At 59.6% G+C, this 26969-nt stretch carries 25 protein-coding genes and 1 pseudogene; 21 read left to right on the top strand and 5 right to left on the bottom strand.

Annotated features, from left to right (window positions below):
• Nucleotides 1-56: 56 nt before the first annotated feature.
• The 10 genes from HMPREF2692_RS01955 to ppk2 all read left to right on the top strand — a co-directional run bounded on the left by HMPREF2692_RS01955 (nt 57) and on the right by ppk2 (nt 9159).
• Entirely contained in the window at nt 57-1301 is a 1245-nt protein-coding gene (locus tag HMPREF2692_RS01955; RefSeq protein WP_061921440.1) for an MFS transporter, read from the top strand.
• Between the two features lie 119 nt (nt 1302-1420).
• Entirely contained in the window at nt 1421-2866 is a 1446-nt protein-coding gene (gene glmU, locus HMPREF2692_RS01950; RefSeq protein ID WP_061921437.1) for a bifunctional UDP-N-acetylglucosamine diphosphorylase/glucosamine-1-phosphate N-acetyltransferase GlmU, read from the top strand.
• A gap of 15 nt (nt 2867-2881) precedes the next feature.
• A complete protein-coding gene (locus HMPREF2692_RS01945; RefSeq protein WP_070822566.1) occupies nt 2882-3856 on the top strand; it encodes a ribose-phosphate diphosphokinase in 975 nt (324 codons plus the stop codon).
• Between the two features lie 143 nt (nt 3857-3999).
• Nucleotides 4000-4242 carry a TM2 domain-containing protein gene (locus tag HMPREF2692_RS01940; RefSeq protein WP_061921517.1) on the top strand — a complete coding sequence of 81 codons (243 nt, stop codon included), beginning with the start codon at nt 4000-4002 and terminating at the stop codon, nt 4240-4242.
• A 97-nt stretch (nt 4243-4339) separates the two neighbouring features.
• Nucleotides 4340-4513, top strand: a complete 174-nt coding sequence (locus HMPREF2692_RS13075) for a hypothetical protein (protein ID WP_168161735.1) — start codon at nt 4340-4342, stop codon at nt 4511-4513.
• A 209-nt stretch (nt 4514-4722) separates the two neighbouring features.
• Complete coding sequence (locus HMPREF2692_RS01930) at nt 4723-5370, top strand: 50S ribosomal protein L25/general stress protein Ctc (protein WP_070822564.1); 648 nt, start codon at nt 4723-4725, stop codon at nt 5368-5370.
• A 121-nt stretch (nt 5371-5491) separates the two neighbouring features.
• Nucleotides 5492-6031, top strand: coding sequence for an aminoacyl-tRNA hydrolase (gene pth / locus HMPREF2692_RS01925; RefSeq protein WP_070822562.1), 540 nt, complete (start codon nt 5492-5494; stop codon nt 6029-6031).
• A gap of 102 nt (nt 6032-6133) precedes the next feature.
• Complete coding sequence (locus HMPREF2692_RS01920; RefSeq protein WP_070822560.1) at nt 6134-7204, top strand: HNH endonuclease signature motif containing protein; 1071 nt, start codon at nt 6134-6136, stop codon at nt 7202-7204.
• 108 nt (nt 7205-7312) lie between these two features.
• Nucleotides 7313-8179, top strand: a complete 867-nt coding sequence (locus tag HMPREF2692_RS01915) for a fumarylacetoacetate hydrolase family protein (protein ID WP_070432747.1) — start codon at nt 7313-7315, stop codon at nt 8177-8179.
• A 71-nt stretch (nt 8180-8250) separates the two neighbouring features.
• On the top strand, nt 8251-9159 hold the full coding sequence (gene ppk2 / locus HMPREF2692_RS01910) for a polyphosphate kinase 2 (protein WP_070432748.1): 909 nt from the start codon (nt 8251-8253) through the stop codon (nt 9157-9159).
• 28 nt (nt 9160-9187) lie between these two features.
• Here the strand turns inward: ppk2 and HMPREF2692_RS01905 are convergent, their stop codons facing one another.
• The 3 genes from HMPREF2692_RS01905 to HMPREF2692_RS01895 form a co-directional block, all read right to left on the bottom strand.
• Nucleotides 9188-10204, bottom strand: a complete 1017-nt coding sequence (locus tag HMPREF2692_RS01905) for a glycosyltransferase 87 family protein (protein WP_083281253.1) — start codon at nt 10202-10204, stop codon at nt 9188-9190.
• Nucleotides 10205-10622: 418 nt separating this feature from the next.
• A complete protein-coding gene (locus tag HMPREF2692_RS01900; protein ID WP_167599039.1) occupies nt 10623-12101 on the bottom strand; it encodes a glyceraldehyde-3-phosphate dehydrogenase in 1479 nt (492 codons plus the stop codon).
• A 36-nt stretch (nt 12102-12137) separates the two neighbouring features.
• Nucleotides 12138-13130, bottom strand: coding sequence for a nitronate monooxygenase (locus tag HMPREF2692_RS01895; protein ID WP_061921414.1), 993 nt, complete (start codon nt 13128-13130; stop codon nt 12138-12140).
• Nucleotides 13131-13195: 65 nt separating this feature from the next.
• On the opposite strand from HMPREF2692_RS01895, the gene pth (HMPREF2692_RS01890) reads away from it, so the two are divergent.
• The 9 genes from pth (HMPREF2692_RS01890) (at nt 13196) to HMPREF2692_RS01850 (ending at nt 24771) form a co-directional block, all read left to right on the top strand.
• Nucleotides 13196-13909 carry an aminoacyl-tRNA hydrolase gene (gene pth / locus HMPREF2692_RS01890; protein WP_082778574.1) on the top strand — a complete coding sequence of 238 codons (714 nt, stop codon included), beginning with the start codon at nt 13196-13198 and terminating at the stop codon, nt 13907-13909.
• Nucleotides 13910-13947: 38 nt separating this feature from the next.
• Entirely contained in the window at nt 13948-14778 is an 831-nt protein-coding gene (locus HMPREF2692_RS01885; RefSeq protein ID WP_061921412.1) for an SDR family NAD(P)-dependent oxidoreductase, read from the top strand.
• A 52-nt stretch (nt 14779-14830) separates the two neighbouring features.
• Nucleotides 14831-16471, top strand: coding sequence for a peptide chain release factor 3 (locus HMPREF2692_RS01880; protein WP_061921410.1), 1641 nt, complete (start codon nt 14831-14833; stop codon nt 16469-16471).
• Nucleotides 16472-16630: 159 nt separating this feature from the next.
• Entirely contained in the window at nt 16631-16723 is a 93-nt protein-coding gene (locus tag HMPREF2692_RS13530; RefSeq protein WP_061921406.1) for a potassium-transporting ATPase subunit F, read from the top strand.
• Complete coding sequence (gene kdpA, locus HMPREF2692_RS01870; RefSeq protein WP_061921404.1) at nt 16720-18372, top strand: potassium-transporting ATPase subunit KdpA; 1653 nt, start codon at nt 16720-16722, stop codon at nt 18370-18372. The genes HMPREF2692_RS13530 and kdpA overlap by 4 nt, the downstream gene beginning before the upstream one ends.
• Nucleotides 18369-20501, top strand: coding sequence for a potassium-transporting ATPase subunit KdpB (gene kdpB / locus HMPREF2692_RS01865; RefSeq protein WP_061921401.1), 2133 nt, complete (start codon nt 18369-18371; stop codon nt 20499-20501). Before kdpA ends, kdpB begins: the two co-directional genes overlap by 4 nt.
• A gap of 3 nt (nt 20502-20504) precedes the next feature.
• A complete protein-coding gene (locus HMPREF2692_RS01860) occupies nt 20505-21242 on the top strand; it encodes a potassium-transporting ATPase subunit C (protein WP_082778573.1) in 738 nt (245 codons plus the stop codon).
• Nucleotides 21243-21346: 104 nt separating this feature from the next.
• Nucleotides 21347-24022: a DUF4118 domain-containing protein gene (locus HMPREF2692_RS01855; protein ID WP_070822558.1), complete on the top strand. Its 2676-nt coding sequence runs from the start codon at nt 21347-21349 to the stop codon at nt 24020-24022.
• On the top strand, nt 24022-24771 hold the full coding sequence (locus HMPREF2692_RS01850) for a response regulator (RefSeq protein WP_061921396.1): 750 nt from the start codon (nt 24022-24024) through the stop codon (nt 24769-24771). Before HMPREF2692_RS01855 ends, HMPREF2692_RS01850 begins: the two co-directional genes overlap by 1 nt.
• Here the strand turns inward: HMPREF2692_RS01850 and HMPREF2692_RS12885 are convergent.
• Nucleotides 24749-24922, bottom strand: a pseudogene (locus HMPREF2692_RS12885) (GntP family permease); the annotation flags it as partial. The gene HMPREF2692_RS01850 and the pseudogene HMPREF2692_RS12885 overlap by 23 nt on opposite strands.
• Before the next feature lie 436 nt (nt 24923-25358).
• On the opposite strand from HMPREF2692_RS12885, the gene HMPREF2692_RS01840 reads away from it, so the two are divergent.
• Together HMPREF2692_RS01840 and HMPREF2692_RS01835 are read left to right on the top strand one after the other, a co-directional pair.
• A complete protein-coding gene (locus tag HMPREF2692_RS01840) occupies nt 25359-25739 on the top strand; it encodes a hypothetical protein (RefSeq protein ID WP_070822554.1) in 381 nt (126 codons plus the stop codon).
• 2 nt (nt 25740-25741) lie between these two features.
• Nucleotides 25742-26284, top strand: coding sequence for a gamma carbonic anhydrase family protein (locus HMPREF2692_RS01835; RefSeq protein ID WP_070822552.1), 543 nt, complete (start codon nt 25742-25744; stop codon nt 26282-26284).
• Here HMPREF2692_RS01835 and HMPREF2692_RS01830 read toward each other — a convergent pair.
• Entirely contained in the window at nt 26281-26934 is a 654-nt protein-coding gene (locus HMPREF2692_RS01830; RefSeq protein WP_070586729.1) for a hypothetical protein, read from the bottom strand. The genes HMPREF2692_RS01835 and HMPREF2692_RS01830 overlap by 4 nt on opposite strands.
• Between the last annotated feature and the right edge of the window lie 35 nt (nt 26935-26969).

Genomic DNA, 26969 nt, shown 5'->3' with positions numbered 1-26969 from the left:
CTACTAAGCCAAACCTATTTCGGCCAATTCAGGTATTTATCACATACGCTTGATTTATGCCGATCCCAGACCAAGAAGCTCGTCCCGCCCGCCTTTTCGCATCCTCAAACGCCCTACAAGGCATCGGTGACCAATTAGTCTCCGGAAAGACCGTCCTGCCCTGGCTCTTTGCACAGCTGGGCGTCCCGCACTTTTTTACCGCACTACTGGTGCCTATCCGAGAGTCTGGCTCCATGCTCCCGCAGGCCGCACTGACCCCGTGGGTAACTTCCCGTCCGACCCGCAAGAAGCTATGGGTGTGGGGCTCGGTCGTTCAAGGCATTAGCGCCCTCGTGATTGCAGGTGCCGCAGCGGTATTTGAAGGTTGGGTTCTCGGCACGATAACCATCGCTGCGCTTGCCGTGCTTTCTGTTTTCCGCGCTTTGTGCTCGCTGACGGGAAAAGACGTCCAAGGCCGGACCATTTCTAAAGGCAGCCGCGGTGAGGTGACGGGGCTTGCTGCTCAAGCATCGGGCGCGGTAACCCTACTCGTTGGCCTTGTGCTCGCGTTCTTGGGCCAGCTTCCGCCGCTGGGGCTTGCCGCAGTTCTCGGTGGTGGTGCGCTGAGTTGGTTCGTTGCGGCAGCGATATTCTCCTCCATCGATGAGCCCGTTCCGGATGAAGCAGAAACCGCGGCCGCCAAAAAGAATGCATCCGAGGGCCCTCACTGGTGGAGCGATACCTGGAAGCTATATACCTCCGACGAAGATTTCCGCCGCTTTGTTAACGTGCGCGCCCTTTTGCTAGTGACTGCGCTATCAACCACCTTCATCGTCACGCTTTCCCATCAAAGCGGCACCACGGTGCTCAGCGGACTCGCGGGCTTCGTGCTTGCTTCTGGCCTTGCCAACCTGGTGGGTGGAAAAATTTCCGGCATCTGGTCGGATCGCTCTTCCCGATTGGTGATGTCGTGGGCGTCGGTTGCGGCATCGCTGACCCTAATGCTCGTGGTCGCTTGTGCTCATTGGGCGCCAACCTGGGTTTGTGCTTGGGCTTTGCCGCTGGGGTTCTTTTTGGTCAACCTCGCGCACACGGGCATCCGCGTCGCGCGTAAGACTTACATCGTGGACATGGCAGGTGGCGATAAACGCACCTTTTATGTCGGTGCGGCCAACACGATGATGGGCGCAATCTTGCTTGTTGTAGGCGCAATCTCCGCAGTCATTTCCCTTGCCGGGCCTACCGCTGCCCTGCTTTTCTTGGCTGCACTCGGCTTCATCGGAGCTTGGCGCGCCAGGATGCTGCGTGAGGTCTCTGCCTAGTTCGTAGCAAACCAGCGCCGAACTGGGGTGCGCTTTATCCCCCAATAATTACGTGGGGCGTTAAGATGTGGGACATTACTCCCTAAATAAGACTCGACGACAGGAGAACGAAGAAACTCGTGGCTGATACAACTAAGTGCGCCATTGTTGTTCTAGCAGCGGGCGCTGGCACCCGAATGAAATCCGCAAAGCAAAAGACTTTGCACGAAATCGGCGGCCGCCCGCTCATCGGGCACGCGCTGCATGCTGCGGCTGGTATGCACCCGGAGCACCTCGTCGCCGTCGTCGGCCACCAGCGCGAGCAGGTCTCTCCTGCCATTGAGGCCATCGCCGCAGAACTGGGAACCGAGGTCTCCCAGGCAGTGCAGGAAGAACAAAACGGCACCGGCCACGCAGTGCAGTGCGGTCTCGAGCCACTCCCCGACTTCGATGGCACCGTCATCGTCACCAACGGTGACGTCCCCCTTCTTCGCACTGAGACCATCCGCGGGCTTTTCGACGCCCACGTTACCGCCGGCAACGCCGTGACGGTTCTGTCGATGCAGCTTGCTGACCCAACCGGTTATGGCCGCATCGTCCGCGGCGCAGACGGCAATGTCGAAGCCATCGTTGAGCAGAAGGATGCAGCAAGCGAGCAGCTTTCCATCAACGAGGTCAACTCCGGCGTATTCGCTTTCGACGGCGCAATTCTGCGCGACGCCCTAACCAAGCTCGATTCCAACAACGCCCAGGGCGAGCTCTACATCACTGACGTTTTGGAGATCGCCCGCACCGCAGGCCACAACGTCGGCGCGCACATTGCTGCCGACGCCGGCGAGCTGGCAGGCGTCAATGACCGCGTCCAGCTCGCCGCAGCTGGACGCGAGCTCAACCGCCGCACGGTGGAAGCCGCCATGCGCGGCGGTGCCACCATCGTCGACCCTGCCACCACCTGGATTGGCGTTGACGTCACCATTGGCTGCGACGTTCTCATCCACCCGGGCACCCAGCTGTGGGGCAAGACTCACATCGCTGATGGCACGGAAATCGGCCCGGACACCACCCTGACCGATATGCAGGTCGGCGAGGGCGCCAAGGTCATCCGCACCCACGGTTCCGAGTCTGTGATTGGCGCTAACGCCAACGTCGGCCCGTTTACCTTCATCCGCCCGAAGACCGAGCTCGGCGAAGGCGGCAAGCTCGGCGGCTTCGTCGAGGCGAAGAATGCCCAGATCGGGCGCGGTTCCAAGGTGCCGCACCTGACCTACATCGGCGACGCCACCGTGGGCGAGGAATCCAACATCGGCGCTTCTTCCGTATTCGTCAACTACGACGGTGTTAACAAGCATCACACCGTAATCGGCAGCCATGTGCGCACCGGATCTGACACGATGTTTATCGCACCAGTCAATGTCGGTGACGGCGCTTATTCCGGGGCGGGTACAGTTATCAAGGAAGATGTTCCTGCGGGAGCACTCGTAGTCTCCGGTGGCAAGCAGCGCAACATCGAAGGCTGGGTTCAAAAGAAGCGTCCGGGCACTCCGGCAGCAGAAGCTGCCGCCCGCGCACAGGACAACAACAAGTAAGGGGAATTACCGCCCATGACTGGCAAGGTAACCGGCAGCAGCAAGAATATGAAGCTCTTTTCTGGGCGTGCACACCCAGAATTGGCTGAAGCTGTTGCCAAGGAACTGAAGACGGACCTCGTTCCAACCACCGCTCGTGACTTTGCAAACGGTGAGATCTTCATCCGCTTCGAAGAGTCTGTCCGTGGTGCCGACTGCTTCGTTATGCAGTCCCACAGCCAGCCGCTGAACAAGTGGCTGATGGAGCAGCTCATCATGATCGATGCGCTCAAGCGCGGCTCTGCCAAGCGCATCACCGCTATCCTGCCGTTCTACCCATACGCACGTCAGGATAAGAAGCACCGCGGCCGCGAGCCGATCTCCGCTCGCCTCGTTGCTGACCTGCTGCAGGCAGCGGGCGCAGACCGCATCGTTTCTGTTGACCTGCACACTGACCAGATCCAGGGATTCTTCGACGGCCCGGTCGATCACATGCACGCAATGCCGATCCTCGTGGACTACATCAAGTCCAAGTACTCCCTGGATAACCTCGCTGTGGTTTCCCCGGATGCTGGCCGCGTCAAGGTGGCTGAGAAGTGGGCGCATGAGCTTGGCGACGCCCCACTGTCCTTCGTTCACAAGACCCGTTCCACCGAGGTTGCTAACGAGACCGTATCTAACCGCGTTGTCGGTGAGGTCGAGGGCAAGGACTGCATCCTTCTGGATGACATGATCGATACCGGCGGAACCATCGCTGGCGCAGTTCGTGTCCTGAAGGAAGCAGGCGCGAAGTCCGTCGTCATCGCTTGTACCCACGGCGTCTTCTCCGATCCGGCACGTGAGCGTCTGTCCGAGTGCGGCGCTGAGGAAGTCATCACCACTGATACCCTTCCGCAGTCCACCGAGGGCTGGTCCAACCTGACCGTTCTTTCGATTGCTCCACTGCTGGCTCGTACCATCCACGAGATCTTCGAAAACGGCTCCGTAACCACGCTCTTCGAGTCGAACTAAGCACTTAATAAGCAGCACATAAAAGACCGTCCAGCACACGGCTGGGCGGTCTTTTCCATTTCCACAAACAGAAATGAATGAACCTGTGCTACGACTTGCATGTCGGCAACGGATACCGCACCACAATGAAAGGACATAATGATATGACCTACAATGCGAACTATTTCTCTGGGGAAAGCAAATACAGCAAAGGTGTCGCAGCTGTGCTGTGCGTCCTTGGTCTCTTCCTTGTGGCTGGTCTTCACCGCATATATGTAGGAAAGATCGGAACTGGTCTGCTCTGGCTCTTCACAGGGGGACTCTTCTTAGTGGGAACCATCGTGGATCTCATTATGATCGCCTCAGGGGAATTCAAAGACAAGAGCGGATACAAGCTACTCTCCTAAACAGAACACAAGGAACCTCCACCTAAATTGATCCAGGTGGAGGTTCCTTGTGTTGTTGTTCTGCTTGTTACATCTTAAGGTATTTCCGCCTGCGCAATTGGACAGCCTGCATGAGCTTATCTCCATGAAGATCTGGTGGAATAGCGTCGATAGCCTCGCTAAGGTGACAGGCAGCGCGCGTAGCGAGGCCGATGATTCCAATGACTTTTCGGCCGAGGACTACGAAGTTGACGAAGACTGGGGCGTTGTCGGCGAAGAAGAGCAGAAGTAACTTGCCTGCTCTCGGCGCTGCGTGTTAGGATTCTCGCTGTCTCGGCGAGGGCTGCCCAGAATTGGAAAGCCGTTATCGACGCGATTAGAAGTTATTTCACACGTTTTAAGCCTGCGATGACTCGACCAAGACGACCATCGGCAGGCTTTCGCCGTTTTCGAACTCGCTAAAGTCTCGCCGCACCAATCTTTGACACTAGGAGTTTTACTATGGCAAACACCCGCCCAGTATTGAAGGCAGAAGTACGTAACGAGTTCGGCAAGGGCTTCGCTCGCCGCCTGCGCGTTGCTGGCAAGGTCCCAGGCGTTGTCTACGGCCACGGCGTTGACGTTCTGCACTTCGCTGTTGACCGTCTCGAGCTGACCGCACTGGTTCGCGCACACGGCATCAACGCTGTTTTCGAGCTCGAGCTCGAGGGCGAGCAGCACCTCGTCATGGTCAAGCACGTTGACCAGAACGTTCTGACCCTAGACATCGACCACGTCGACCTGCTTTCCATCAAGCGCGGCGAGAAGGTTGAGGTTGAGGTTCCGGTTGTTCTCGAGGGCGAGAGCGCACCGGGCACCATGTCCGTTCAGGATGCTGACGTCCTCCTCGTTGAGGCAGACGTTCTGAACATCCCAGAGGAGATCTCCGTTTCCATCGAGGGCCTCGAGGACGGCACTGTCATCACCGCTGGCGACGTCACCCTGCCAGAAGGCACCACCCTGGTTGCAGATGCAGAGACCGTCATCGCTTCCATCTCCCTGCCTGAGGTTGACGAAGAGCTCGAGGAAGCTGCTGAGGCTGCTGAGGAAGGCGGCGCTGAGGCTGGCGCTGAATCCGCTGAGGAATCCTCTGAGGAATCCGCAGAGTAATTTAGAGTTTCACGCTCTTTTTACGCACATTCGCCCGCACTGGCCATCGTGGTCGGCGCGGGCGTTTGCCCGTTTTCACGCCAAGGGGCGCTCTTTCGCACCTGCATGAGACAATGGCTTAGTGACTGATTATCTCATCGTCGGCCTGGGCAATCCGGGCCCCAAATATGCCGGAACCCGCCACAACATCGGTTTCGATGTTGTCGATGAATTAGCTAACGACAACTTCACCAGCTTTTCAGTGCATAAAAAGACCAACACCGAAGTTGCCGAAGTTCGCCTTGGCTCGACCAAGTTATTCCTTGCCAAGCCGCGTTCTTTCATGAACCTCTCTGGTGGCCCCATCAAGGCACTCCTCCAGTACTTTTCGCTATCTCCTGCAAACCTCATCGTGGTCCACGATGAGCTGAAGCTGGAATTCGGCGTCGTCAAGCACCGCGTCGGCGGTGGCGACCACGGGCACAATGGCCTGCGCTCCACCACCAAGTCTCTGGGTACCAAGGATTATCAGCGGCTTTCCGTAGGCATCGGACGCCCACCGGGTCGAATGGATCCCGCAAGCTTCGTGCTTAAACCGTGGGCAAAGAAAGAGCAAGCGGACATCCCCATCATCTGCGCAGACGCAGCGCAAGAAATCACCCGCATCGCGTCCGCGAGTTAGCTGTGCTTGCCGACGCCGCTCCAGTTGCGGGGTGGCATAAGCTGCTTTAGGGTCTGGGCTATGACAGTTTTGGGGGAACTGGCCAGCACGTTAAGTCGGGGCATGGATATTGTCGAAGAAGCCGTGGGCAAGACAGCGAGTGAGATCGCTAGTCTCGGGGTGCCCGATGCTCTGGCAATAGACCTTGCAGCCCTCGCTGAGTCCTTCGCGCCCAGTAACTCTTTTCAGCGCTTGCGCCGTGAAACCATGGAACGCGGGCGTGCGCACTCCCTTACTACGCTCCTTGCGGTGGAAAAGCAGGCCCGCAAGCTGCGCACGGAGACCGAACGGTGGCGCGTGCGCCATACGGCTTTGGCCACGGCCGGTGATACGAGGGTCGTCGAGAAGAAAGCCCGCGAGTTGGTTGCTGCACGCTCACCTCGCCGCGAACGCAAGCCTGGGATACGCCTTGCCCAGCATCCCGATGGCCAAGCTACCCTGACTATTTGCGGCCCCTCCGCCGACCTCACCGATATGCGCGACAGCCTTGACTGCAGCAGCGCTGAATCTGCACTCGCAGGGCTAAAGCAACGCTGGTTCGGCGAAGGAAACCCTAGTCAGCCAGCTATTTCTGTCATGTTGGTAACAAACATGGAAAACTACGCGCGGGCTTTGGAAGGCCACGAAGTCTGGTTCCAATTAAGCAATGGCGCGCTCATCTCCTCAACTGAACTGGCAACCCGGAACATCCTTGATCACGGCTTCCACGTACTCATGCATCCTGTGCATGGTCCTGTGAACCTACACCGAGTCTCGCGTTTTGCCTCCACCAAGCAGCGGCTTATGGCTACTGCGGAAAACCCGCGCTGTACCTGGCTCGGCTGCAAAAAGGGCGCGAACGATTGCCAAGTCCACCATCTAAAGGCCTGGCGCCATGGCGGCGAAACATCCGCGGAAAACCTCACCATGGCCTGCCAGTATCACAATGCCGTCAATGACGACGACACCGCCGGCGGGCGCGGATGGCTCGAGCGGCATGGCACAGTCTATTGGGTTCCGCCCAGCGGCTGGTACATCCCACCTTGGACAGATAAATCTCCGCCGCCGCTTAACTCGCCGCTGCCGGATTGGTTGGAAGAAGAACGCACCTACCTCGACGAAGAGCTGAGCAATTTCTCAGAACACGCTACTTAGCTCGCGAAGCAAGCTGTCTAGCCCGCCCACGGGCCAGATTCGCATGCCTTAAAGCTTCTCCCCGGCTTTTGCGCCAAGCTTCCTGCAACTCCGCGTAGACTTTCCGACATGAAACTTGCCACCTTGCGAACCCAGTTTGGCACCACTGCGATCCGCATCGACGGCCCCGGCGTGGGCGTGGAGCTCGACTTTGACGACGTCGGCCAGCTCCTGCAGGCCGAGGATTGGTGCAAGTCCGCGCAGCTTTCTGGCGAGCCGATTGCTTTCCGCGAGCAGGACTTAGCGCCCGTCATCCCGACGCCGTCGAAGATTATCTGCGTGGGCGTCAATTACGCCAAACATGCGCGTGAGATGGGGCGTGAGCTGCCTGAGCAGCCTACCTTGTTCATTAAGTTTCCGGAGGCGCTCACCGGCCCCTACGACGATATCTATGTCCCCGACTGGGCCACGAGCAAGCTCGACTATGAGGGCGAACTCGCCGTGGTTATCGGCTCTCGTGCGCACAATGTTGCGATGGCAGACGCGCTCGAACACGCCGCAGGCTACGCCGTGATGAATGATTACACGCTGCGGGATTTCCAGCGGCGTACCACTCAATTCCATGCCGGCAAATCTTTCTACCGCACTGCTGGATTCGGTCCATGGCTGACCACTTCTGATGAGTGGGCACCCGGCGGCAACGCGCGCATTACCACCACCGTCGATGGCGAGGTGCGCCAGGCAGATAACACCGATGACCTGATTTTCTCCGTCGCAGAGCTCATCGCGTTCTGCTCAAAGCTGTACCCGCTTAATCCCGGCGACGTCATCGTAACCGGCACGCCCGAGGGCGTGGGATTTGCGCGTGAGCCACAGGCTTTTATTCAGGACGGCCAAACCGTCCGCATTGAGGTCGAAGGCTTAGGAGCTATCGAAAACACCACGCACTACGGCGAAGCGCCTTCTGGCTGCGGGCCCGAGTGCACGTGTGGTTAATTACTATGCTTGTGCATAATTGCCCTGGATTTATTACCTATCTTCGCAGATAGCGGGCTAAAGTTAAATGCATGAGCAAGAAATCCAAAACCGCCCCTGCCAAGCTCGATAAGGAAGCTTACGAGGAAGAACTCAAGCGCCTGCAGGCCGAACTCGTCGAGATGCAGCAGTGGGTTGTAGAAACCGGTGCCCGCATCGTCATTATCATGGAAGGTCGCGACGCTGCGGGTAAGGGCTCTGCTATCAAGCGCATCACCCAGTACCTCAACCCCCGCACCTGCCGCATCGAAGCTCTGCCTAAACCCACCGACCGTGAGGCCGGCCAGTGGTACTTCCAGCGCTACATCGAAAAGCTTCCGACCGCGGGCGAAATAGTCATTTTTGACCGCTCCTGGTATAACCGCGCCGGCGTCGAGCGAGTCATGGGCTTTTGCTCCCAACAGGAATACGTCCGCTTCTTGCACCAGGCGCCCCAGCTCGAAAACATGCTCGTTGAAGACGGCATTATTCTGCTGAAGTACTGGTTCTCCGTCTCTGACGAAGAGCAGATCGCGCGCTTTAAGTCCCGCCGCAACGATCCGCTGCGTCGCTGGAAGCTCTCTCCCATGGATCTGCAGTCCATCACCCGCTGGGAGGACTACTCCCGTGCAAAGGACGAGATGTTCGTCCACACCGATACCCCGAACGCTCCGTGGTACACCGTTGAATCTGAAGACAAAAAACGCTCTCGTATCAACGTCATCAACCACATCCTAAAGACGGTTCCGTATCAGCACGTCGAGCAGGTGGTTCCGGAGATTCCGGAGCGCCCAGCTGAAAGCGGCGAGGAATACCAGCGCCCGCCGCGCGATGAGTTCGCCTACGTCCCCGATGTGGCCGCCGAACTTGAGCGCGACAAAGTTGCTGCGCGCAAGTCCGAAGGCAAAAAGCACAAGGGCAAGAAGAAAAAGAAGACCGGGAAGCACAAGTCAGACAAGTAGTCATCCCCGGCAACCGCTATCCCGCCCGCTACGAGTTAACCCGTGGCCGCGGGGCGCGCACGGCAAGCACAAGGTATGCCACTGCGATGAGGACGAAGTCCGCTGCGCATATCGCCGCCCACCACTGCCTGGTATCCAAACCATCCACGAACCAGTGCGGCCCGATGAAGGTAAACAGCATCGTCGCGATCAACACGAGTGTAGCGCCCGGCACCCCACCGCGGGCCCAGCGCACGAGCTGCGGGATAAGCAGCACCGGCAACCAAACCCAGTGGTGCGACCAGCTCACCGGGGAGATAAGAAGTGCTACAAGCGAGTTGAGTCCTAGCAGCGCCACCATGTCGTCGCGGTGTCGCCACATGGCCACCGCGACGACGCAGAAAACCACCAGCGACGCGCCGACCCACAGGCCGTGGCCCTCCCCTGGCCCGAGGGCACGCTCAACGACGCCGCGGAGAGATTGATTGCCCACGTAATCGATTCCACCGATCCGGGTCGGATCGCCCAAGGTATGCGTCCAGTATTCGCGGGAGTCGGCCGGCAAGACGAGTGCTGCCAACAGCGTCGCTGCAATTCCGGTCGCTACGGACATCGCCGCAGCCTTAAATTGCCGGGTGATAAGGAAATACAGGCCAAAGACCGCAGGAGTAAGCTTGATGGCCGCCGCAAGTCCCACGCCCCACCCACGGAGACTGCGGCGACCAAAGACATCGGCGAGCACGAGAAACATCAGCACGATGTTGATCTGGCCAAACATGAGGGTCTGCCGCACGGGTTCTGTCACCAAGGCCAACGCAAGCAGCCCGGTGCTCAGCCACCCTTTGCTGCCACCGAGATACTCAGCAAGCCCCAGCATGTCCACGATACGGTGAATGCACCACCAGAGCGCCGCGGTTGATACTGCGAGCATGATAACCGCTGCGACCGAGTGCGGCAGAAGCGACAACGGGGCAAAAAGCATTGCGGCCAACGGCGGATATGTAAAAGGCAAATGCGCCCCACGCACATCGAAGCCGTCGTCGTAGAGCGACTGGCCTGTCAGCACCGCGCGACCGCCTGCAGCGTAGACATCAAGATCGATGTAATACCGGAGGTGAAAACCTCGTAATACTGATGGTGCCAGCGCCGCGCACAACGCAATAATAATGACAAGCCTTCCCCAAGGCGTACCGATCAGCCATTGCCCGGCGTTTATCCACCGAGACGCAGGAGATTGATTGCTACCAGCATTTTCAGCTATTTCAGCGCTTTGGGCACGGTGTGGTTGCGAATGCCTGGGTTTAGATTTCACATCGAAACATCCTAAAACTCAGCCGTGGATACACGTAGTCGAACAACCCACTCAGGGGTACGTGCGCCCTAGCACTACAACCCGATCCCATGCCTGCCTAAACAAAGACCCCTGGAGCCACACCGAAAATGTGGCCCCAGGGGTGGGTAGCGCTTAATCTGCGCGAAAAGGCTTAGAGCTCGTGTGCCTCAACGCGAGCCGGGAATACGCGAGGACGTGCGCCTGCGATGTCCTCGACGATGCGAATTACCTGGTTGGAGTAGCCGAACTCGTTGTCGTACCAGACATAGAGAACCAGGTGCTTGCCGGAAGCGATGGTTGCCAGGCCGTCGACAATGCCGGCGTGGGTGGAGCCGACGAAGTCAGAGGAGACAACCTCCGGAGAAGCAATGTAAGAAATCTGCTGGCGCAGGTCAGAGTGCAGGGAAACGTTGCGCAGGAAGTTGTTGACCTCGTCGCGCTCGACTTCCTTCTCCAGCTCCAGGTTCAGCACTGCCATGGAAACGTCCGGGGTAGGAACGCGGATAGCGTTACCGGTCAGCTTGCCCTCAAACTCCGGAACAGCCTTGGAGACTGCCTTCGCAGCACCGGTCTCGGTGAGAACCATGTTGAGACCAGCTGCGCGGCCACGACGGTCACCCTTGTGGAAGTTATCAATCAGGTTCTGGTCATTGGTAAAGGAGTGAGCGGTCTCCACGTGGCCGTGGACAACGCCGTAACGATCATTGATGACCTTAAGAACAGGGGTGATGCCGTTGGTGGTGCAGGATGCGGCAGACAGGATCTTGTCAGAATCCTCGATGGTGTCATCGTTGATGCCGTAGACGATGTTCTTCAGATCGCCCTTGCCCGGTGCGGTCAGCAGCACGCGGTCGATGCCCTTGGACTGCAGGTGCTGCTCCAGGCCAGCGCGGTCACGCCATACGCCGGTGTTATCAACCAGGATGGCATTGTTGATGCCGTAAGCGGTGTAGTCGATATCAGCCGGGTCGTTGGCGTAGATCATCTGAATCTTGGTGCCGTTTGCCCAGATAACGTCGTTTTCTTCATCCACAGCGATGGTGCCGTTGAAAGCACCATGAACGGAGTCGCGGCGCAGCAAGGAGGCACGCTTGAAGATATCGCCGTCGCCCTTCTTGCGGGCAACGATGGCACGCAGACGGACGCCGCCGTATGCAGCCTCACGAGCGATCAGGATGCGGGCCAGCAGTCGGCCGATGCGGCCAAAGCCGTAGAGCACAACGTCGGTGCATTCCTTATCAACAGCAGCGCCAACCAGGTCGCAGAGTTCCTGCTCCAGGTAGTCGCGCAGGTTGTTGGCGTCAGACTCAGAGTAGCCAGAAGCCAGGCGGCCCAGGTCGATGGAGGCAGAGCCCAGGTTCATGTCGCACAGTTCCTTCAGGATAGGAAGGGTCTCTGCGGTGGAAAGTTCGCGCTTTGCAATACGGCGTGCGTAGCGGTGCGCCTTCATGATGTCGATGTCCGTTACGCCATTCAAGTTGCGGCCGTAGATGGTGGCAACAACGTTGTTGGTGCGGTGCAGTTGGTGGATCAGCGGGATCATTTCCTGAGCAAGCTCAAGGCGCTCGTTCCAGTCAGCGTGTCCAACCTGTGCGTTCGCAGTCACGTGTTCTTTTCCTTTACTCGTCATGGGGGTAAACCAACATTCAACCGTAAATATTAACGCCTAGTGTTGCCCGTTTTGGCATAGACACCGCAGGATTTCCGCCACACTACCCCCGTTTATTTTCTCCACCTGCTCCCCCACCAGGCAATAGGCCACTGCAGCATCCTTTTCTTGGCGGCGTGGTTTCAAGATCGGATTCAAGAAGGGGTACATCGGGGGCATTTTTGGGTGGGCCCGAGTGAACTCAGTTTCCAGCCCACGGGCAAAGCGGCCGGAAAACGCGCGAGTGGATACGCTCTTGCCGCCGCCTGCGAGAAGCTCGCGATTAAAGGTGCTGGTTCCAGCCTCCTCGGCCAGCAAGAAGGCCGAACCACAGCTGGCTGCTTCAACGCCTGGCCATGAAAGGGCTTGTGCAACGTCTTCGGATGTACGCAGCCCACCTGCGACAATCAGCGGAAGAGGGGCGTCGCTAAGCGCGGCGTAAACTGCCGCCACCAGCTCCGGCAGCGGGCGCCAATCCGGCTCCGCTTCGGCATCCCAGACCCCGCGGTGCCCGCCAGCCTCAGGACCCTGCACACACAACGCATCTACCCCAGCTTTTGCAGCAGCGATAGCTTCTTCCGGCGAAGTAACCGTGGTCCAAGCCTCCGCTCCCGCAGCGTGGATACGGCTAATCTCGCCAAGACTAAAGGTACCGAACATGGACCACAGCACCGCCGCGCCGCCATCTAGCGCTAGCTGGAGCTTGTCCTCCCATCCGTTGGAATAGTCGACGCTAGGAACCTCCACGCCTTCTGATTCCGCCATAGCGCGCACCGCCGCCATCGAGTCTTCACCCAGCGGCTTCTGCGGACAGAAAAGGTTGACCCCGAAATGCTCACCCTCGCAGGCCTCAATCTGTTCCCGCGCCGCTTCGAGGGAAGCAGTGCCCAATGCCAAAGCACCAAAGGAGCCGGCTGCCGATGCCGCCAGAACGCTGCGCGGGGTCGTGGGTCCCCCGGCCATGGGGGCGGGAAGTACTCTGGTCTTTAAGCTTTCAAGTAGTGTGCTCATCTCGCCCAGACTAGGCAAAGGATGCGCGCAAGCTATTCTTTACTCCCCACATTAAGGTGTGTTCTATGTCTTCCCTCGGCGCAACCATCAAGGAATTTTTGCAGCAGCTTCGCTCTTCGGCGGGTTCTAAAGCAAGTACTGTGAAGGAGGGGCTTCACCGGAACACAGCACGCCAGAAGCAGGCTCCCCTGCTGGAAGTTTCTGACCTTTCTGGCCAATGGCTCGTGGTGGGCCTTGGCAACCCTGGCGCGCAGTACGCCGCGACGCGCCACAACGTGGGCTACATGGCAGTCGATGACCTTTTAGCCGATTCCGGAGATATCCTGCAGCCGGTTAAGGGCCATAAATTGTCCGCGGCGCAGGTAATGGTGGGTGATATTGCCGTAGTCGTTGCCCGTTGCGCAACTTTTATGAACTTGTCTGGTGACCCGATCGCTCCCTTCGCAGAGGAATTACAGATTCCAGCGGAGCGCATCATCGTAATTCATGATGAGCTCGATTTGCCAGCGCATAAGATTCGCATCAAGGTAGGCGGCAATGAAAACGGCCACAACGGGTTGAAGTCCTTGAGCGAACGCTTGGGAACCCGCGAGTACCCTCGCATTCGCATCGGTATTGCCCGCCCGCCGAAGGGCACATCCATTCCGGATTATGTCCTGGGGCCGGTGGATTCCGGTACTGGTTTCGACGCCGCAATCGCCACGGCTGCCGACGCCGTGGGGCTCATCGTTTCCCGCGGCATTCAATTCGCGCAGAATGAGATTCATTCCCGCAAGTAACCCACCAGAGAAAGCTCATAACCCCTAAGCTTTAATTCATGAGCCACGACCCACAAACCATCGTCATCACTGGTGCCTCTGACGGCATCGGCGCTGCAGCAGCCCGCGTGCTCCGCGCTCAACGCCCGCAGGATCACCTGGTGCTGGTTGGCCGTAATCCCGAAAAGACCAAGGCTGTGGCAGAAAGCGTGGGGGCTTCCTTCCACCTGGCGGACTTTGAGTCTTTGGGCCAGGTGCGCCGCTTGGCAGAAGAATTAGGTGAGCTCGAGGAGATTCACGCGTTGGGAAACAATGCAGGCGGGATCTTCGATGGCCCCTTCACCACGGCAGATGGATTTGAACGCACGTGGCAGGTTAACGTGGTGGCGCCTTTCCTGCTGACTTCCTTGCTGCGGGAGAAGCTGCGCAAAACGGATGCCACCATCGTGCAAACCGCTTCGGTGGCTAACTTCTTGATGTCTGCATTCGATCCGGGCGATCCAAATACCTTCCAGAAGTTCACCGCAGAGCGTGCCTACGGCAACGCCAAGCTGGGCGATATTTTGCTTACGCAGTATCTCCACGCTCATGGGATGACTTCCGTGGCCTTCCACCCCGGCGTCTTGGCAACCAACTTTGCACGGTCATCGCAGACCCGCACGAGCAAGTTCTACACCGGCGCCATCTCCAAGTACTTTGGAAAAGCCCAGGCCGGCGGCGAGAGCCTTGCATATTACCTCACTGGCACGCCGGGCGTGCACTTTGAGTCTGGCCAGTATTTCAACAGCAAGCGCAAGCCGGGCATGCGTCGACCGATGGCCAAGAAGGCAAGCGTTGCTCGCCGCATCTTCGATGACTTGGGCGAGCAACTTGGCGTGGACTGGAATTAATTGCTGCGGCGCGATTCCAGCACTTTAGGTCAAGACCGCTAAACTTACGCGCATGAGTATTGCCTCCGAAGCCACCCGCCGTCGTACATTTGCCGTCATCGCCCACCCGGACGCCGGTAAATCCACCCTTACGGAGGCGCTGGCGTTGCATGCGCACATCATTAATGAAGCAGGTGCCGTGCACGGCAAGGGAAACCGTAAAGCCACGGTCTCTGACTGGATGGAGATGGAAAAGGACCGCGGTATCTCCGTAGCTTCTTCTGCCCTCCAGTTCGAGTACGCCCCGGAGGGCCATACGGGTGAGCCTTACATGATCAACCTGGTCGATACCCCGGGCCACGCGGACTTCTCGGAGGATACCTATCGCGTTCTTACTGCGGTTGATGCCGCAGTCATGCTTATCGACGCCGCGAAGGGCCTGGAGCCACAGACCCTCAAGCTCTTCCGTGTGTGCAAGGCCCGCGGTTTGCCGATTGTTACGGTTATCAATAAGTGGGACCGTGTCGGCCGCGAACCGCTGGAGCTCGTGGACGAGATCGTCAACGAGATTCAGCTACAGCCCACCCCGCTGTACTGGCCGGTCGGCATCGCTGGTGACTTCCGTGGCTTGGCGCACATCAATGAAGACGGCGAAGCGGATAACTACATCCACTTCATCCGTACTGCGGGTGGCTCGACCATCGCACCGGAGGAGCATTACGATCCGAGCGGCGCTGAGGCCAAGGAAGGTGATGCCTGGGAGACCGCCGTCGAGGAAGCAGAGCTACTGGCTGCCGACGGCGCGCTGCATGACCAGGAGCTATTCGAGCAGTGCGTTACTTCCCCGCTGATCTTTGCCTCCGCAATGTTGAACTTCGGCGTGCACCAGATTCTCGATACCCTCTGCGCCATCGCCCCGGCCCCGCGCTCGCGCGATTCCGATCCGAAGGCAATCGAGGCGTCCGGCGGCGCCAACGCAGCCATCGACGAGGTCCGCGAGGTCACCGATGACTTCTCCGGCGTCATCTTCAAAGTGCAGGCGGGCATGGACCGCAAGCACCGCGATAACTTGGCATTCATGCGCGTGGTCTCCGGCGAGTTCGACCGCGGCATGCAGGTCACCCACGCCCAATCCGGCCGCAGCTTCTCCACGAAGTACGCGCTGACTGTCTTCGGCCGCACGCGCGACACCATCGACACCGCCTACCCGGGCGACATCGTGGGCCTCGTCAACGCCGGTTCCCTGGCACCTGGCGATACCATCTACTCTGGCAAGAAGGTGCAGTTCAAGCCGATGCCGCAGTTCGCACCGGAGGCATTCCGCATTCTACGTGCGAAGTCTTTGGGCGATTACAAGGCCTTCCGTAAGGGCTTGGATCAGTTGGCTGCTGAGGGCGTCGTCCAGATCCTGCGCAATGAGGCCCGTGGCGACGCAGCTCCGGTGATGGCTGCGGTGGGTCCCATGCAGTTCGAGGTCATGCAGGCGCGCATGGAAGTGGAATACAACGTGGAAACCGTCACGGAGCCCATCCCGTATTCCGTTGCCCGTCGCACCGACGCCGAGTCCGCCTCTGAGCTCGGCCGCCAGCGTGGCGTGGAAATCTTTACCCGCACTGACGGCGAACTAATCGCCCTCTTCGGCGATAAGTGGAAGCTAGCTTTCATTGAGAAGGAGCACCCGGAGCTGACCATGGAGCCACTCGTCGCAGACTAGCTCTTCCCTCAGCGTAGATGTCAAAATCTCGTTAAGACCCAGATGTAGCGGTGCCGATGGGTGCTTTTATACATCCATGGCATTCGACATTATTTTGACGCTTGCCACCATTGTGCTGTTCGTTATCATTCAATGGATAGCTCAGGTGGTGGATAAGCTATGACCTGGGAACTTACTGTAGGCGCGATTCTAGGGATCGCGGCCGTCATCTATTTGCTCATCGCTCTGTTGCACCCTGAGGACTTCTCATGACCGGGGTTATCGGCGGGTATATCCCGTTCGTCGCGGTATTCACGCTCCTCGCCGTGCTGTACGTCCCACTGGGCGGGTACATGGCAAAGGTTTTCACAGGAGCCAACGATCTCAAGATAGAGAAGGCCATCTACAAGGTGTTGGGGGTAGATTCTTCCGCCCGGCAAACTTGGCGCCGCTACGCCGGTAGCCTCTTGGCCTTCTCCATGTTTTCGATCATTGTCTTGTACCTACTGCAACGCCTCCAGCAGTACTTGCCGTGGGCGCACGGCATGGGCCCAGTAGATCCGGACCAAGCGTGGAATACTGCGGTCTCGTTTACAACCAATACCAACTGGCAGTCCTACTCCGGTGAAACTGCGATGTCGCAGCTGACGCAGATGCTCGGCATGACGGTCCAAAACTTCGTCTCCGGTGCCGTAGGCATTTCCGTCGCTGCTGCGCTTATCCGAGGGTTCGCGGCCCGTAACGGCGACGGGCGCATCGGTAACTTTTGGGTGGATCTTACCCGCGTCTGTCTGCGCATCCTCCTGCCCATGGCAACCTTGGGCGCGCTGTTTCTCATGACCCAGGGAGTCATCCAAAACCTGCAACCCCCGGAGACTTTTACCACAGTTACCGGCGCTACCCAGACCATCCCCGGCGGCGCTGTGGCCTCCCAAGAAGTCATCAAGGAACTGGGTACCAACGGTGGCGGATACTTCAATGCGAACTCGGCCCACCCGTTCGAGAACCCGACCGTGTGGTCCAACGCCCTGGAAATCTTCCTCATCCTTGTCATTCCGGTGTCTCTCACTCGCACATTCGGTCTCATGGTCCGCGATACCCGCCAGGGCTACGCCATTCTTTCCGCCATGGCGGTGTTGTACTTCCTGTCACTCGCTTCCGTCACCGCCCTCGAGGCCACTGCTTCCGGCGCTATCGGCGGCGGCATGGAAGGTCGCGAAATGCGGCTTGGTACCATCCCGTCTGCGCTGTTCGCGGTGACAACGACAATGACGTCGACCGGCGCAGTTGATTCATTCCACTCGAGTTACACTCCTCTCGGCGGCGGCCTTCTCATCTTAAATATGCTGCTCGGCGAAGTCTCTCCAGGCGGTGTCGGCACTGGGTTGTACGGCATGCTGGTCATGGCCATTCTGTCGGTGTTCATCGCCGGCCTTATTGTCGGGCGCACACCGGAATACCTGGGAAAGCGCATTGGCGTCGGCGAAATGATCAAGGTCTGCCTGTACGTCCTCGTGATGCCAACCCTCGTGCTGGGCGGAGTGGCACTATCCGTCCTTCTGCCAAGCACCCCAGACTCTCTATCCGCGGCGGGACCGCACGGTTTTAGCGACCTGGTCTACGCATTCACCTCCGCATCCAACAACAACGGTTCGGCATTCGCCGGATTCGGAGCAGACACCTGGTGGTTCAACATCTCCCTCGGTATGTGCATGCTGTTGGGGCGTTTTCTGCCCATCGTTATGGTCCTGGCAATTGCCGGCGCCATGGCCAAGCAACGCATCATCCCGACGACTTCGGGCACTCTGCCGACGCACAGCGGGCTATTCGTCGGCCTGCTGATAGGCGTCGTTCTCATCGTCGGTGCACTAACATTCCTTCCCACTCTCGTCCTAGGACCGATTTTGGAGGCGACTCTATGAGCTCGACCACATCTACTTTTTCCGCAGAGCAGCTCAAGGCCACGGTGCCTTTGGCTCTGCGCAAGATGAGCCCGAAAGAGCTCGTTAAAACGCCGGTGATGTTCTTAGTAGAGGTGGGCGCTGTGTTCACCTTCATCATCGCCTGTACCCAACCGACTTTGTTTAGTTTCTCCATTTCTCTCTGGCTCTGGGCCACGGTGTTCTTCGCAACCTTTGCTGAAGCCTTCGCAGAAGGTCGTGGCAAGGCTCAGGCGGACGCCCTACGTCGATCACGGACGACCACCACTGCCCGTCGCATCACCTCCACGGTCCTCGTCACCGCCGGGTCCGGCTCCGGCCGCACCAACGTTGAGCTCAGCCCGGCCAACTACGAGACCGAAGAAGTCCCCTCAACCGAGCTGGCCAAAGAGGATGTCGTCCTCGTAGAAGCCGGTCAGACCATTCCAGCCGACGGCGACGTCATCGTTGGGGCGGCCTCCGTGGACGAGTCAGCCGTCACCGGCGAATCCGCCCCGGTCATCCGAGAATCTGGAGGCGACCGGTGCGCCGTCACCGGTGGTACCCGCGTGTTGTCTGACTGGGTCGTAATCAAGGTCACCAACGAGCCCGGTCAGTCCTTCATGGACCGTATGATCGGTTTAGTCGAAGGCGCCAATCGCCAGAAGACCCCGAACGAGCTTGCCTTGTCCACGCTCCTCAACGTATTGACCCTGATATTCCTGCTCGTTGTCATGGCGCTAGCCCCGACCGCGGCATTTAATGGTGCGGCGCAGGATCCCCTGGTTCTTGTCGCCTTGTTGGTCTGCCTGATCCCAACCACCATCGGCGCGCTGTTATCCGCCATCGGCATCGCCGGCATGGACCGTCTGGTGCAGCACAATGTGCTGGCCATGTCCGGGCGTGCCGTCGAGGCTGCCGGTGACGTCTCCACTCTGTTGCTTGACAAGACGGGCACGATTACGGTCGGCGACCGCCAGGCCGTGAACGTAATTCCTGTGGGCGGGTACGACCAAGACGAGCTTATATACAAGGTGCAGCTTTCCTCCATGGCCGACGAGACCCCGGAGGGACGTTCCATTGTCAAGCTGGCGGAAGCCGCCCGAGGTGAAATGCCAGAGGAACACTTTCGCAACCTCGAATTCATCGCATTTACTGCGCAGACCCGCATGTCGGGGGTGAAACTCAGCGATTCCGAAATGATCGTCAAGGGCGCGGCCAAGCAGATCATGACAACTGTCCGCGAGCTCGGCGGCACTGTTCCGGCAGAGACCGAGGACGTGGTCAACTCAATTAGTCAAGACGGCGGCACCGCACTCGTGGTCGCCGAGCTCATTAACGCCCCGGAGCCCGGATCCGATCCTCGTGAAGCGACCGCCAATTCCTCCTTGTCACGCGTCCTCGGTGTTATCCATCTCAAGGACATTGTGAAAGACGGCATGGTCGAGCGCTTCAAGACGCTGCGCGAGATGGGCATTCGTACCGTCATGATCACCGGTGACAACGAGCTGACCGCTCAAGCCATCGCCAAGGAAGCCGGCGTCGACGACGTTCTCGCCGAGGCTACTCCGGACCAAAAACTCGCGCTCATAAAAAAAGAGCAGGCCGGTGGTCACATGGTGGCCATGACCGGTGACGGCACCAACGATGCTCCGGCGTTGGCGCAGGCTGACGTGGGAGTGGCGATGAACACCGGTACGACCGCCGCCAAGGAAGCCGGCAACATGGTCGACTTGGACTCAGACCCGACGAAGCTCATCGACATCGTGGGAATCGGCAAGCAGCTGCTCATCACGCGTGGCTCCCTGACGACCTTTTCCATCGCGAACGACGTAGCAAAATACTTCGCCATCTTACCGGCGATGTTTATCACCGCATTCCCGGGGCTGCAAGCCCTCAACATCATGCACCTGCATTCTCCGACCTCGGCCATCTTGTCCGCTGTCATCTTCAACGCGCTCATTATCGTGGCGCTCATTCCGTTGGCGCTCAAGGGCGTGTCCTACCGCCCGGCCAGTGCTTCCGCACTGCTGCGCCGCAACCTACTCATTTTCGGCCTCGGTGGCTTCGTAGCCCCGTTCATTGGCATCAAGATCATCGACCTCATCATTGGTAATGGGTTAGGAATTTAAACCATGCACACTCCTCAGACTCCACAATCCGCGAGGGCACACTCAACAGCAACGGATGAGCCCATCAGCCACGACCTGACGCGCTCGGATGAATTCGGGAACAACCCGGATCTGTACCACGCTGCCGGCGCAAGTCCTTTTAGCACGGGATTCAACGTCCGCGCGCAATGGACTGCGTTGCGAACACTGTTGGTGATGATGCTCATACTGGGCTTCATCTATCCCATGGTCCTCATCGGCGTGGGCAAGCTATCCCCGGATAAGTCCAACGGTGGCCTCCTACGCGACGCCAACAACGAGATCGTCGGCTCCCGCCTCATCGCCAACCCCGTCGAGGGAGACCAGTGGTTCCAGCCGCGGCCGTCCGCCGCAGGCGACAATGGCTGGGACGCTATGTCTTCGTCCGCATCCAACGCCGCCGTGGTCTCGCAGGAATATCAGGACGAGATTGCAAAGCGCCGCGCAGAGGTCGCTGCCCGCGAGGGCGTGAGTGAAGACCGCGTGCCTGTCGATGCCGTCACGGCTTCCGGCTCCGGTCTTGACCCGCACATCTCCACCGCGTACGCCGAGATCCAGGTGCCACGCATAGCCAAGGCCACCGGCCTAGGCGAGGACGATCTCCGTCAGCTTATCAAGGACAACCAGGTAGGGTTCATGAACTCCTTTACTGGAAGCCCGAATGGTGTGGCCGTCAACGTAGTCACACTCAACTACGACCTCGCTAAGCTTGTCGCCGAGTAATCCTCTTTTCGCCCCGTGCCCGCCCGCGCGGGGTCTGTCTCCGTCTTTCTCCCCTCGACACACGCCGCCCAGAATAAACACTCCCAAGGATATAATTGGTAACTATGTCTGCCTCTGAGTCTCCTCGAGCGACTACCGACTCTGCGCCCTTCGAGCCATCCCACAGCCACCGTGGAAAACTCAAAGTCTACCTTGGCTTTGCCCCCGGCGTGGGCAAGACCTGCGCCATGCTCAACGAAGCACATGAATTGCAGCGGCAGGGGCTTAACGTCATGGTCGGCGTCGTAGAAACGCACGGCCGGAAACGCACCGCGGAACTGGTCGAGGGTTTAACCGTCATCCCGCGAAAGAAAACCACCTATCGCGGGCGGGTCTTCGAAGAGCTAGATGTCGACGCCTGCTTGGCACTTGCTCCAGACGTGCTTCTCGTCGACGAGCTCGCGCACACCGTCGTCACCGGTGATGCCGAGTTCGCAGCCACAGAAGTCTCGCAAAAGCGTTGGCAGGACGTCTACACGCTGCTTGACGCCGGGATCGACGTCATCTCAACGCTCAACATCCAGCACCTCGAATCGCTCAACGACGTCGTAGCGGCGGTCACAAACACCCGGCAGCGTGAAACCATCCCCGATCAGGTGCTCCGCGATACCGACCACATCGAGCTGGTCGACTTATCCCCCGACTCGCTGCGTATCAGGCTCGCGCGGGGCGAGATCTACCACGGAGCCATGGCGACCAAGGCCCTGGAGAACTACTTCCGCTTGGGAAACCTGACTGCCCTGCGCGAATTGGCGCTGCTGTGGTTGGCTGACAAGGTCGAAGAAGGTCTCGCGGCCTACCGCGAGAACCACGAGATCGACTCGACATGGCCGACCCGCGAGCGCCTCATCGTAGCGGTGTCGGGCAGCGACGGGTCCGAAGCACTCATTCGGCGCGCCGCCCGTATCGCAGGAAGAGTTTCGGGCAGAGAAATGGTGGCGGTCTACGTCGCCAGCAACGAGGGTTTGACCTCCAACCAAACCCCTTCCGCGCTGCGCCGTCTGCAAGAGCTGGTGGAAGATCTCAATGGCCAGTGGCGCGTGCTCATCGGCGACGACGTCGCCGGCACGCTGTTGGAATACGCACGCTCTATCAACGCGTCGCAATTGGTTATCGGCCGCCGGCCACGCTGGGGGCACACTCTTGCCAATGGAGTTGCCGAGCGTGTGATCGATGGCTCGGGCACGATTGATGTCCACATCGTCTCCCTGTCCTCGTCAGATGACCCCCAGCCAAAACGGCCGCGGCGAGGCACGATTTTCGGCCGAGTCCGCCTACTGACCGGTTGGTTTGCGGCGTTGCTCTTCCCCCCGGGGTTTACGGTGCTCATGTTGCTCTTTAATCCGGAGGAAAAGTTCTTGAGCCCCATCCTGCTGGGATTTCTCACCATCGTGGTCTTTAGCGCCATCGCGGCCGGCGTGTGGCCGGCGCTGCTCGCGGTCATCAGTGGTTCGCTGTTGGCCAACTGGTTCTTTACCGCTCCCACCCACACGTTGAGTATTACCGAGCCGGAGTCGATAACCTCGGTGGGCTTCTTCATCATCATCGCTCTGACCGTGGCGTATATCGTGGACTACGCTGAACGGCGCGCAGACGAAGCGAAACGACGTCAAACACAGGCCGTCATCATGGCAGACCTTGCGCGCGGCGTCATTTACGAGGGGGCGGATCTCAAATCACTATTGCGGCGACTTGGCGAGACTTTTTCGTTGGACAAGGTCCTCCTTCAGCGCTATTCCAGTGAAGACAAGAAGTGGTGGACCATCGAGTCCAACGCGGAGTCCTCGGATGTAGTTGTGGCACAGCAAAAAAGTCGTGCCGGTGAATCCGCCAACCACGTGGGGATCGGTGACTCACTGCGCCTAGTCATCGGCAACCGGGAACTCAGCCCGTCTGAGATCGATATGATCGAAGCCCACGGTGCTCGCATTACCGCCATTCTCGACCGGCAGGAAATGGAAGCGATGCGACGGGCGACCTCAGCCCTGGAGTCCTCCAACCGAGTCGGTTCCACGCTGCTCACCGCGGTCTCGCACGACCTACGAACGCCGCTAGCCGGCATCACCACGGCAGTCTCCGGTCTCACGCTCGGCGACGTCGAAATCTCTGAGGCCGACCGCCAGGCCCTCATCAACACCATCGAGTCCTCGGCGCACCGTCTCGAGATAGTTATCAATCATCTGCTTGACATGTCTCGCCTCAATACGGGGATGCTTCGACCAAACTCGCAGGCTATTGATGTCGCGGACATCGTCGACGCTGCGCTCGATGAGCACAGCGTCTCTGCAGGAGGCGTGCGTGTGGACATCCCTGTCACGCTGCCCCCGATCCTCGCGGATTACGGCCTCGTCCAGCGCGTACTAGCAAACGTCATCGCCAACGCGGTCAACCACGGCGCGGGCACCCACATCGATATCACGGCGCGCGAGGCACACCTGGCCAGCGTGGCCGACGATGCCGCTTCAATCGGGCCTTCTGGCCTTCGCGACGACCATAACATCGTACAGATTAGGATTGCTGATCACGGCCCTGGCATTCCTCGAGACCAGTGGGATAGCTTGTTTCTGCCTTTCCAACGGCTATCAGATGACGCCTTGGGGCTCGGCCTGGGTCTGGCCGTGGCCCGTGGTTTCACTGAAGCCATGGGCGGACACATCTACCCCGCCGAGACCCCCGGTGGCGGCGCGACCATCGTCATCGAAATGCCTTGTACCTCTACACCCGAAGGTGGAAAGCAGTAGTGTCCCAACTCCATTCATCCTCTGCGGCACCCGAAGCCGACCAAGGGCCCCGCATCCTCATCGTTGAAGACGACCATACGCTAGCCCTTGCGGTTTCAATCAACCTCAAGGCGCGGGGTTATCAAGTTCGCGTTGCAAAGACAGCAGCCTCCGCCCTGAAAATCTCTGGGCAGTGGCAACCCCAGGCAGTTCTGTTGGACCTCGGCCTTCCGGACACGTCTGGTCTAGAAGTCCTGCGCTCGCTGCGCACATGGTCGACTGTGCCCGTCATCGTGGTCTCCGCCCGCCATGAACAAGAGGGCAAGATCAACGCCCTCGACGAGGGCGCCGACGACTACGTCACCAAACCGTTTTCCACTGGTGAGCTGCTCGCCCGGCTCCGATCCGCCCTACGCCGCGCCGCCACCGCCTTCGCCACCGAACGAGTGAACCCCGTACTCGTCTCCTCGGATAACCGGTTACGCCTCGACCTTGCCCAATCAAGTGTCTACGTGGATGACTCACGCATCCACCTCACACCCATTCAATGGAAAATCGTCGAATACATGGCCCGCAACTACGAGTCTCTCGTCAAAAGCACCGATTTGCTACAGGCAGTGTGGGGCAAAAACTATGAGCAAGAGACCAATTATCTGCGCGTCTACATGTCGCAATTGCGCCACAAGCTCGAGCCGGATCCGTCACGTCCGCGCTATTTCCTCACCGAGCCGGGCTTGGGCTATCGCCTTAACGGCTTCGCCCCCGCATGATGGCCAAAGTCACGAGCGGGATGATGATCGTCACGACAGCAACGTCCTTGTAGGACAGTCGGTGGGTCATACCGCAGACCATGAGCTTGGTGAGCACCGCGCCGTTCTGCGGCAGCGAGTCGAAGCTCACGGAGGCCATGGCGGTCACGCGCCGTCGATAAAGCGCAGCGTCATAATGAGCGGCAACGTCGAGGGCGCGCACGTACATGTTTATGTCGGTCTGCTCGTGGATATCGTCGCGCGTGATGTAGATGGACTCGCCGGTATCCGCGCGCGTCGTCGCCAGGTTCATCTCCTCCGAGTTCGCCTGAAATGCTTCGCAGTCGAAGGGCAGATCATTGTCCGAGGAGCGCTCGTAGATATACTCCGCTTTGAAATACCCCGTGCCGCGCAGCAACGAGGACACCCCCGCCAAAGCTCGGGTTATGGGCGAAGTCCACGAAGGAATCCTTTGCCCGCCAAGCGTCGCGCGAAAGATAATTCACGGTGTGCGAGGCCCCCGCGGACACGCCGCCTTCAAAAATTAGGGCGGAAGTTCTTGCATCAATCACGTTGTTTTACCGCACGCGGCTGCTTACGATGTTCACATGGGATTACTTGACGCGCTCCGCTCGCTCACCGGCCCCAAGGCCCCGCGCCTCGCCACGCCCGAGGCTGGCGCGCCCGTCGTCGAGGTCGACCATCTCGCGGTCCACACCGCCGGAACCTTGCTCATCGTCGTCACCGACTCTTCCGGCGCCGCAGCCCTCCGCGAGGTCGCCCGCGCCGCCGAGCCCGCCTGGCTTGCCGATGCCCCCACCCGCGTCTTCTTCTCCCCCTCCCCGCGCCCCGAGGTTCCGGTCCGCGATCCCAAGAAAGGCTGGGCCATCCCGCTCGACCCGGACACGCGCGCCGCACTGCTGGAGACCCTGCGCGCCGAGCCGGGCGACTACGAGCTGTCCGAAACCCTTGCCATCTCCGTGGAGTAATCATGCTCATTCTTCCCTTCAACGGCGTCCGTCCCCGCATCCACCGCAGCGCGTTTATCGCACCGAACGCCACGATTATCGGCGACGTGGAAATCGGCCCCGACGCTTCCGTCTTTTACGGCACGATCCTGCGCGCCGACGTCGGCGCCATCCGCATTGGCGCACGCACGAATATCCAGGACAATTGCGTACTCCACGTCGACTGCGACGCAGACTGCATCCTCGAAGACGACGTGACTGTGGGTCACATGGCGATGGTCCACGGCGCACACGTCGAATCCGGAACGCTCGTGGGTATGCAGGCCACCGTGCTCTCGCGCTCGCATGTCGGTACCGGCTCGCTCATCGCCGGCGGCGCCGTGGTCCTCGAAGGCCAGCAGATCCCGGCGCGCTCGCTCGCCGCTGGCGTGCCCGCCAAGGTCCGCCGCGAGCTGAACCCCGAGGAATCCGCCGCGTTTATCCCGCATGCCGCGCGCTACGTCGAGACCGCCCGCGGCCAGGCGCCCGAGTCCGAGTCGCTGGGTCTCGAGGACGTCTGGTTCTAGAGCGAGACCACACCCATGATGATGAGGAAAACCGCAACCGCGTAGCCCGAGTACAGCGCGACCTGGGTCGAGTTGCGGCGCGCAGCCGCGAAGATGCGCCCGGCTGGACTGTCCGGGTAGTGGCGCACCATCGCGAGCCCCAGGCCACAGAGCGTGGGTAGGCTCAACGCCAGGCAGGCGTAGAGCAGGCCTGCGCTCACCCGCGAGCTCACCGAAAGATCGCCTGCGGCCAAGTGCATGAGGCCGTAGTAGAACGGCACCGAGGTGAGCGATTGGATAATGCCCATCGCGAAGCCGACAAGCGCCGTAAGCAACGACGGGGTGCGCAGCGGGCCTAGGAGTTTCTCCACGAGCGGGTTCGACTCGCCTTTGGAGCGCCACGCGCCGAGCGCGAGGAGGACGCCGACCACGATGAGCACGATGCCCGCGATGGGCGAGTCGAGCACCGAGATGATCTGGTCCTTGATGCCAAGGAAGATAGAGAACACGAGCGCCGTCGCGGCGAGCACGCCCAGCCAGTCTCCCACGACCACGAGCGTAGCGATCTTGCGATACATCCCGCGCGGCAGCATGATGCCAATCGCGACGAGGATGCCGATGAGCAGCGCATTCACGGAGTCAAGGAGAGCATAAAGGACGGCATGGAGCATGCGCGCAAGTCTACAGCGCTTATGCAGCACCTCCC

It is taken from the genome of Corynebacterium sp. HMSC036D03, from assembly GCF_001836185.1.
Classification (GTDB): domain Bacteria; phylum Actinomycetota; class Actinomycetes; order Mycobacteriales; family Mycobacteriaceae; genus Corynebacterium; species Corynebacterium simulans.
The sequence above is the reverse complement of the archived record's forward strand: the minus strand, read 5'-3'. Positions and strand labels throughout refer to the sequence as shown.

Coding starts and splice junctions, on each gene's coding strand:
- HMPREF2692_RS01955 (WP_061921440.1), top strand. CDS start 57: ATGCCGATCCCAGACCAAGAAGCTCGTCCCGCCCGCCTTTTCGCATCC.
- HMPREF2692_RS01855 (WP_070822558.1), top strand. CDS start 21,347: ATGTCTGCCTCTGAGTCTCCTCGAGCGACTACCGACTCTGCGCCCTTC.
- HMPREF2692_RS01940 (WP_061921517.1), top strand. CDS start 4,000: ATGACCTACAATGCGAACTATTTCTCTGGGGAAAGCAAATACAGCAAA.
- HMPREF2692_RS01830 (WP_070586729.1), bottom strand. CDS start 26,934: ATGCTCCATGCCGTCCTTTATGCTCTCCTTGACTCCGTGAATGCGCTG.
- HMPREF2692_RS01885 (WP_061921412.1), top strand. CDS start 13,948: ATGAGCCACGACCCACAAACCATCGTCATCACTGGTGCCTCTGACGGC.
- HMPREF2692_RS01860 (WP_082778573.1), top strand. CDS start 20,505: ATGCACACTCCTCAGACTCCACAATCCGCGAGGGCACACTCAACAGCA.
- kdpB (WP_061921401.1), top strand. CDS start 18,369: ATGAGCTCGACCACATCTACTTTTTCCGCAGAGCAGCTCAAGGCCACG.
- HMPREF2692_RS13530 (WP_061921406.1), top strand. CDS start 16,631: ATGACCTGGGAACTTACTGTAGGCGCGATTCTAGGGATCGCGGCCGTC.
- HMPREF2692_RS01945 (WP_070822566.1), top strand. CDS start 2,882: ATGACTGGCAAGGTAACCGGCAGCAGCAAGAATATGAAGCTCTTTTCT.
- HMPREF2692_RS01930 (WP_070822564.1), top strand. CDS start 4,723: ATGGCAAACACCCGCCCAGTATTGAAGGCAGAAGTACGTAACGAGTTC.
- kdpA (WP_061921404.1), top strand. CDS start 16,720: ATGACCGGGGTTATCGGCGGGTATATCCCGTTCGTCGCGGTATTCACG.
- ppk2 (WP_070432748.1), top strand. CDS start 8,251: ATGAGCAAGAAATCCAAAACCGCCCCTGCCAAGCTCGATAAGGAAGCT.
- HMPREF2692_RS01915 (WP_070432747.1), top strand. CDS start 7,313: ATGAAACTTGCCACCTTGCGAACCCAGTTTGGCACCACTGCGATCCGC.
- HMPREF2692_RS01880 (WP_061921410.1), top strand. CDS start 14,831: ATGAGTATTGCCTCCGAAGCCACCCGCCGTCGTACATTTGCCGTCATC.
- HMPREF2692_RS01900 (WP_167599039.1), bottom strand. CDS start 12,101: ATGACGAGTAAAGGAAAAGAACACGTGACTGCGAACGCACAGGTTGGA.
- HMPREF2692_RS01840 (WP_070822554.1), top strand. CDS start 25,359: ATGGGATTACTTGACGCGCTCCGCTCGCTCACCGGCCCCAAGGCCCCG.
- pth (WP_082778574.1), top strand. CDS start 13,196: ATGTCTTCCCTCGGCGCAACCATCAAGGAATTTTTGCAGCAGCTTCGC.
- HMPREF2692_RS01835 (WP_070822552.1), top strand. CDS start 25,742: ATGCTCATTCTTCCCTTCAACGGCGTCCGTCCCCGCATCCACCGCAGC.
- HMPREF2692_RS01920 (WP_070822560.1), top strand. CDS start 6,134: ATGGATATTGTCGAAGAAGCCGTGGGCAAGACAGCGAGTGAGATCGCT.
- HMPREF2692_RS01895 (WP_061921414.1), bottom strand. CDS start 13,130: ATGAGCACACTACTTGAAAGCTTAAAGACCAGAGTACTTCCCGCCCCC.